At 64.4% G+C, this 6543-nt stretch carries 5 protein-coding genes; 2 read left to right on the top strand and 3 right to left on the bottom strand.

Going from position 1 to position 6543, the window contains the following annotated elements:
* Nucleotides 1–357: hypothetical protein (locus FE811_RS28005; protein ID WP_219848953.1), on the top strand; the 357-nt coding region annotated here is incomplete at its 5' end.
* Nucleotides 330–1028 carry an aspartate/glutamate racemase family protein gene (locus FE811_RS25310; protein ID WP_140849271.1) on the top strand — a complete coding sequence of 233 codons (699 nt, stop codon included), beginning with the start codon at nucleotides 330–332 and terminating at the stop codon, nucleotides 1026–1028. The genes FE811_RS28005 and FE811_RS25310, both read left to right, overlap by 28 nt.
* A gap of 508 nt (nucleotides 1029–1536) precedes the next feature.
* Here FE811_RS25310 and FE811_RS25305 read toward each other — a convergent pair.
* From FE811_RS25305 to FE811_RS25295, 3 genes are all read right to left on the bottom strand, one after another.
* Entirely contained in the window at nucleotides 1537–2958 is a 1422-nt protein-coding gene (locus FE811_RS25305) for a sodium:alanine symporter family protein (RefSeq protein WP_116222527.1), read from the bottom strand.
* 155 nt (nucleotides 2959–3113) lie between these two features.
* On the bottom strand, nucleotides 3114–5180 hold the full coding sequence (locus FE811_RS25300) for a TRAP transporter permease (protein WP_116222528.1): 2067 nt from the start codon (nucleotides 5178–5180) through the stop codon (nucleotides 3114–3116).
* A gap of 83 nt (nucleotides 5181–5263) precedes the next feature.
* A complete protein-coding gene (locus FE811_RS25295) occupies nucleotides 5264–6265 on the bottom strand; it encodes a TAXI family TRAP transporter solute-binding subunit (protein ID WP_036761200.1) in 1002 nt (333 codons plus the stop codon).
* Nucleotides 6266–6543 lie beyond the last annotated feature (278 nt).

Here is a 6543-nt window from a genome sequence, read left to right as displayed (position 1 = left end):
AACGAGGGACGACCGGGGGGCAGGTCACAAGTCTCGAACATGGTCTTTTCCTTAAAGGCCGGGAACGTCCAGCAGGTGCTGGAAGATCACGTGGACAATGCCGGTCATCGCGAGGCTGAGGATCAGCAGCCGGACCGGGAAGCCCAAGGTCCGCGGGCCGAAAGGGGTGCCCAGCCCCAGCATCAGCAGGAATACCGCCGTCGCGCTGATCTATTTCGTCGTCGCCTTCCCGCGGACGCGGCTGGTGACATGGCTGGAAAAGCGCATCCTGAAACGCTTCGCGATCTGATGGGGGTGAAGATGTTCCAGATCCGTCGAAAATCCCAGTCATGGTATGGGAAAGCATCGGTATCCTGATCCTCGATGCCGCCTATCCCTGCATTCCCGGCAATGTCGGCAATGCCAGCACCTATCCCTTTCCGGTGCGCTATCACCAGGTCGAGGGGGCGTCGATCGACCGGCTGCTCAATCAGGCCGATCCGGCGCTGGTCGCGCCCTTCATCGAGGGCGCCCGGAAATTGCAGGCCGAGGGGGTCAAGGCCATCACCGGCGCCTGCGGCTTCATGGCCCTTTTCCAGCGCGAGGTTGCGGCGGCGGTCGAGATCCCCGTCCTGCTGTCGCCGCTGCTGCAGATCCCGTTCATCGCCCATATCACCGGCCGCCCGGTCGGCGTGATCACCGCCAACGCATCCCGCCTGACGCCGGCGCATTTCGCGGCTTGCGGAGCCGATCCCAAGGTTGCGCTGCATATTGCCGGGATGGAGGATCAGCCGGAATTCCGCAGCGCCATTCTGGAGGAAAAGGGGACACTCGACAGCGCGCGGATCGAAGAGGAGATCATGACCGTCGCCGCCGATCTGGTCCAGCGCCATCCCCGGATCGGCGCGATCCTGCTGGAGTGCTCGGATCTGCCCCCCTATGCGCAGGCGATTCAGGCCGTGACCGGAAGGCCGGTTTTCGATTTCAACAGCATGATCCGCCATGTCGAACGCGCCTGCGTCGCCTGCCGCTATCAGGGGGCGATGTAGTGCCGGCTTTCCGGGCCGTCGCCCCGACGCGGTCATTCCCGACGGGCATGAGGTCAGCCCCATTCAACGAAAGCTGCCCCGGATGCCGGAACAGCGCGCTGCGGTTGCGAGGGGGAAATGAAAGAGTTTCGGTGTATTGGCCGTATTGTGGCCAAGGTGCTTTCTGAACCCCGGATGGCGGGCACGAGGTCGATGGCAGGGAAATATCTGACAATCGCTTTGTGGCCAGCTTTATGCTGACGCCCGGTGTAAGACAGGAATAGCCCCGAGACGCACAATCGGTCATGCGGTATCCAGCCCGCGCATCAGAGCTTGTTCACCGACGTCTTCAGACCTTGTGCCCACCTTTGGGCGTCCAGATCGCAATAAACGCCCCGGCGTCCCCGATCGCGTGAGAGAACCCTTGAAAAAAGACATCAGAGCGGTCACTGGACACCACCTTCCGGTCCTGTGCCTGATCGTCTCAATGGAGTGTTGTGCCATCCCAGTGCGCCATAGGGCGCCTCGATTAGGACCAGATATCGGCGTCGACGCCCTTTGCCATTTCGGGATGTTCGCGAATGCTGAACTTCGGGATGCGTCCCGCTTCGCGTTGCGCGAAATAATGCTGCGTCAGCGCCACAACCGTTCCCGACAGGGCGACAATGGCGATCAGGTTGATCGTCGCCATCAGCCCCATCGAGGCATCGGCAAGATCGAACACCGTCGTGACCGCCTGCAGCGCTCCCCACAACACCATGACCAGTACCAGGCACCGCAGGGTGGTAAGCCCGGCCTTGTTGCCGATGCCAAGAAAAGTCATCGCCATTTCCGAATAGGCGTAATTGCCGATGATCGAGGTAAAGGCGAAGAAGAAGATCGCCACCGCCACGAATAATGGGCCGGCGGTTCCGATATGGTCGGCCAGGGCAGACTGGGTCAGTTGCGTGCCCGTCAGTTCACCCCCCGGCACATAGACCCCCGAGAGCAGGATCATCAGTGCAGTGCAGGTGCAGATCAGGATGGTGTCGATGAAGACGCCGAAAGCCTGCACGAAACCCTGGCTCGAGGGATGGTGCGGGTTGGGCGTCGCCGCCGCCGCGATGTTCGGCGCCGAGCCCATCCCGGCCTCGTTCGAGAACAGCCCGCGCTTCACCCCGTTCAGCATGGCGGCGGCGATGCCGCCCGTGATGCCGCCGGCCGCCTCGGTCAGGCCGAAGGCGTTGGACACGATATGGCCGAGCATTCCCGGAACCGCGCCCAGGTTCATCAGCACGACGATGATCGCGACCAGCAGATAGATGCCGGCCATGAAGGGCACGACATATTCCGCCACGGTGGCGATCTGCCGGATGCCGCCGAAGATCACCACGCCGGTCAGCGCGGCGATGGCAAGCCCGGTGGCCAGCTTGGGCATGCCGAAGGCCCCCTCCATCGCATCCGCGATCGAGTTCGCCTGCACCGCGTTGAACACCAGCCCGAAGGACAGAATCAGGCAGACCGAGAACACGCCGCCAAGCCAGGGCAGGCCAAGGCCGCGCGCGATGTAGAAGGCGGGACCGCCGCGATAGACGCCGCCGGGCTCGCGGCTGTCCTTGACCTTGTAGAGCTGGGCCAGCGTCGATTCCGAATAGGCGGTCGCCATGCCGACAAAGGCGACCATCCACATCCAGAAGATCGCCCCCGGACCGCCAAGGACCAGCGCCACCGCGACCCCGGCAATGTTGCCGGTCCCCACGCGCGAGGCCAGGCTCGTGCAAAGCGCCTGAAACGGGGAAATCCCCTGACGGTCTGCCGCAGGGGCGGCGGCGATCGACCGGATCATCTCTCGGAAATGCAGAATCTGCTGGAAACGCAGCCGGATGGTGAAATAGATCCCGACGGCCAGCAGGCCGTAGATCAGGACATATCCCCAGAAGATCGTATTCAGAAAACCGATAACTGCCGTCACCTTGGGTTCTCCAGTTCGGAACGGATAGGGTTGACGCCTGTATGGAAAGACTAGCCTACGTCCGGGGATTGGGCAATTCCGATGGTCTTTCGGACTGCCCGCCTCCCGGCATCGCCGGGATCAGTGCCGCGCGGAAGGGCGAGAAAGGCTCCGGCTCATCTGGCCGCTTCCGGGCTCGGGCCGGAGCTTCCGGCGAGATACTGCCGCAGGACGACCGCGGCCAGGATCGCCGCGCCGATCACGGTCGAGACGATTTCCGGCGCGATCATCATCAGCGCTGCGACGGGCAGCAGCAGCCGCTCAACCAGCAGCAGCGGTCCCAGCAGCCAGTTCGTGATCGCCGCCGACAGCGCCACGATGCCCAGGACCGCGCCGGTGAAGGCCAGCAGGAAGTCGGGCAGGGTGAACGACTGCGTGACCAGCAAGAGCGAAGGTGAGAAGACGAAGACGAAAGGCACCAGCGCCTTGCCCATCGACAGCCGGAAGGCGGTGTTGCCGGCCTTGAAGCCGTTCGCTCCGGCGATCCCGGCGCCCGCATAGGCGGCCAGCGCGACCGGCGGCGTCACATCGGCCAGCACGCCGAAATAGAACACGAAGAAATGCGCCACCAGCGGCTCGACGTTCATCATGCCCAGGACCGGGGCGGCCACGGCCACCATGATGATGTAATTCGCCGTCGTCGGTACGCCGCAACCCATCAGCACGCAGACGACCGCGGTCATCAGAAGCGTGAAGAGCAGCGTCAGCGTCTGGATGCTGAGCAGTTCAAACGGCAGCACAGCCAGCAGCCCATGGAAGGACGTGGCCCAGTTCTGCGCCACGCTCGTCACCATGAAGGCGATCTTGAAGCCGACGCCGGTCAGGGTGACGACGCCGATCACCACGCCGACAAGCGCCGCCGCCGCCGTCACGGCCAGCGATTGCCGTGCGCCTGCGACGAAGCCCTCATAGATGCCGGCGGCGGTTTCTTTGATGCCCTCGACGGCGCCGGCCGCCATGACCCGCTGGATCAGATAGACGATCATGCAGGCGGTGATGGCCCAGAAGGCCGACAAGAAGGGCGTGCGGCCGGACATCAGCATCCAGACCAGCAGGACCAGCGGAAAGACCGACAGCCACCCCTCGCGCAGGACCTTGCCGGCTTTCGGCAGTTCCTCGCGGCGCAGGCCGCGGATGCCAAGACGCTTGGCTTCCAGATGGACTTGAACCAGCACGCCGAAGAAATGCATGAAGGCCGGGACGACGGCGGCGATCAGGATGGTGCGTAGCGGGATGCCCAGATATTCGACCATCAGGAAGGCGACCGCGCCCATGACCGGCGGCGTGATCTGCCCGCCGGTCGAGGAGGCCGCCTCGACCGCGGCGGCGAAGTGGCGCTTGAAGCCGATCTTGATCATGGCCGGGATCGTCAGCGCGCCGGTGGTTACGGTATTGGCGATCGACGAGCCCGAGATCGTGCCCAGCATCGCCGAGGACACCACCGAGACTTTGGCCGGTCCGCCGGCGAAACGCCCGGTCAGCGCAGTGGCCAGGTCGATGAATAACTGCCCCAGGCCGATCTTTTGCGCCATCACCCCGAAAAGCACGAAGTGGAACACATAGGTGGCGATGACGCCGAGCGCGGTGCCGTAGATGCCCTGCGAGGTCAGGTAGAGGTGGTTGACGATATTGGCCCAGTCCGCGCCCGGATGCACCAGGATGCCGGGCATCGACTTGCCGAAATAGGCGTAGGCGATGAACAGGATCGCGATGACCGGCAGCGGCCAGCCCATCGAGCGGCGCACCGCCTCCATCAGCGCCACCAGCAGCACCGTGCCCATGGCGATGTCGATGGGCTGCGGATTGCCGACGCGGAAGGCCAGCTGGTCATAGATCCACGGCACGTAGAAGGCACTGACGGCGCCGCCTATGGCCAGCATCCAGTCTGTCACCGGCACGCCGAGGACGGCGAAACCGTCCGTCTTGTGGCGATTGCGCGCCAGCGACGAGAAGCTGAGATAGATGATGAACAGCGACACGCCCATGTGCAACCCGCGATGCGTGGTGGCGCGCGGGATGCCGAAGCCTGCCGTGTAGAAGTGATAGACCGACAGCAGGAACAGGATGACCCCGGACAGGATCGCGATGGGGCGCGTGACCGTGCGGAAACGCGCCTCAGGATCGTATTCCTCCTCCAGCGCGCGAAGCTCGTCGTCGGAGAGCGGGCGTGTTTTCTCGGTCATGTCGTTTTCCTGCCGTTCGGTTCAGGACCAAAGGACGCGGACCGGGGTCCGGCCGCGTCCTTTCCGTCAGTTCTTGGCCATGCTCATTCGAGCTTGCCGGCTTCCTTGTAGAAACGCTCGGCGCCCGGATGGAAGGGGATGCCCGCGCCCTGGGTCGCATTCTCCAGCGTGATCTGCTTGCCTTTGGCATGGCCGGCCGCGAACAGCTTTTGCGTGTTCTCGTTGTATAGCGCCTGGGTGATGCCGTGGACCAGCTCCTCGGGCTGGTCGGCGCTGGTCACCAGCTGCGCCCCGACCGAGATCGTGGCGACATCGGTGTCCTGTCCCTCGTAGGTTCCGGCCGGAACCGTGTCGGCGGCGAAGAAATTGTAGGTCTCGCGCAATGTGTCGACCTCGGGACCGGTGATTGGCACCAGCGCCACGTCGTGCTGGCTGGCCAGTTCGGCGATGGCGCCGGCCGGATAGCCGCCGACGAAGAAGAAGGCGTCCATCGCCCCGTCGCGCATGCGGTCCGCCGCTTGGTCGGGCTTGAGATATTCCGGGGTGATGTCGGATTCCGAAAGGCCGAAGGCCTCGAGGATGATCTTGGCATCGACCAGCGTGCCCGAGCCCGGCTCGTCCAGCGACACCCGCTTGCCCCTGAGATCGGCCACCGAGGCGATGCCCGCGTCCTTGCGTGCCACCAGATGGATGCTTTCTGGGTAGAGGTTGGCGATCAGCCGCAGCTTTTCGACCGCCGGCTGGCCTTCCCACAGCCCGGTGCCGGTTTGCGCCCAATAGGCCACGTCGGATTGGCTGAAGCCGGCCTCCATCGCACCGCCGTTGATCGCGTTCACATTGCCGACCGAGCCGTTCGAGGCCACGGCGGTCGCCACCAGCCCCGGCACGCCGCAAGAGCCGCCGTCCTCGCAGGCGCGCGAGCCGGGCGGGTTCGAGATCGCATTCGCGATCAGCCCGCCGATCGGGTAATAGGTGCCGGCGGTGCCGCCGGTGCCGATGCGGAAGAATGACATCTCCTGCGCCACCGCAGCCTGGCCGAAGGAGGCGGCGACGGCGAGGGCCGCCAACATTGTCCTGAATTTCATGTGCATGTCCCCTGTTTCCCAGATCGTTCAGGTCGAGGTTAGGCAGAGCCGCCACGCAAGACAACCGCCGGGATGCGCGAAAATGCGCGGGTGTCGTTGCGTCCCGAAGGCCGAGCACGCCCTTGCCGTCCGGCTTTGGAGGGCGCCGGCGGGAATTTTCGTCGCCCTCGGCCAGCCGCCTTTCGCCGCAGCCGCCCAGCTCGTGGCGTTCGAGCCCAGGATGCCGGACATGTTGCAACAATGTCTTTGATGTGTTTGGCGCCTACATGGCGCTGAAC

This window comes from Paracoccus sp. FO-3 (assembly GCF_006386455.1).
Lineage (GTDB): Bacteria > Pseudomonadota > Alphaproteobacteria > Rhodobacterales > Rhodobacteraceae > Paracoccus > Paracoccus versutus.
This window is presented reverse-complemented; position numbering and strand designations above follow the sequence as displayed.

Bases quoted from the DNA above. Each gene is read 5' to 3' on its own strand.
- FE811_RS25310 (WP_140849271.1), top strand. From the start codon at position 330: ATGGTATGGGAAAGCATCGGTATCCTGATCCTCGATGCCGCCTATCCC.
- FE811_RS25300 (WP_116222528.1), bottom strand. From the start codon at position 5,180: ATGACCGAGAAAACACGCCCGCTCTCCGACGACGAGCTTCGCGCGCTG.
- FE811_RS25295 (WP_036761200.1), bottom strand. From the start codon at position 6,265: ATGAAATTCAGGACAATGTTGGCGGCCCTCGCCGTCGCCGCCTCCTTC.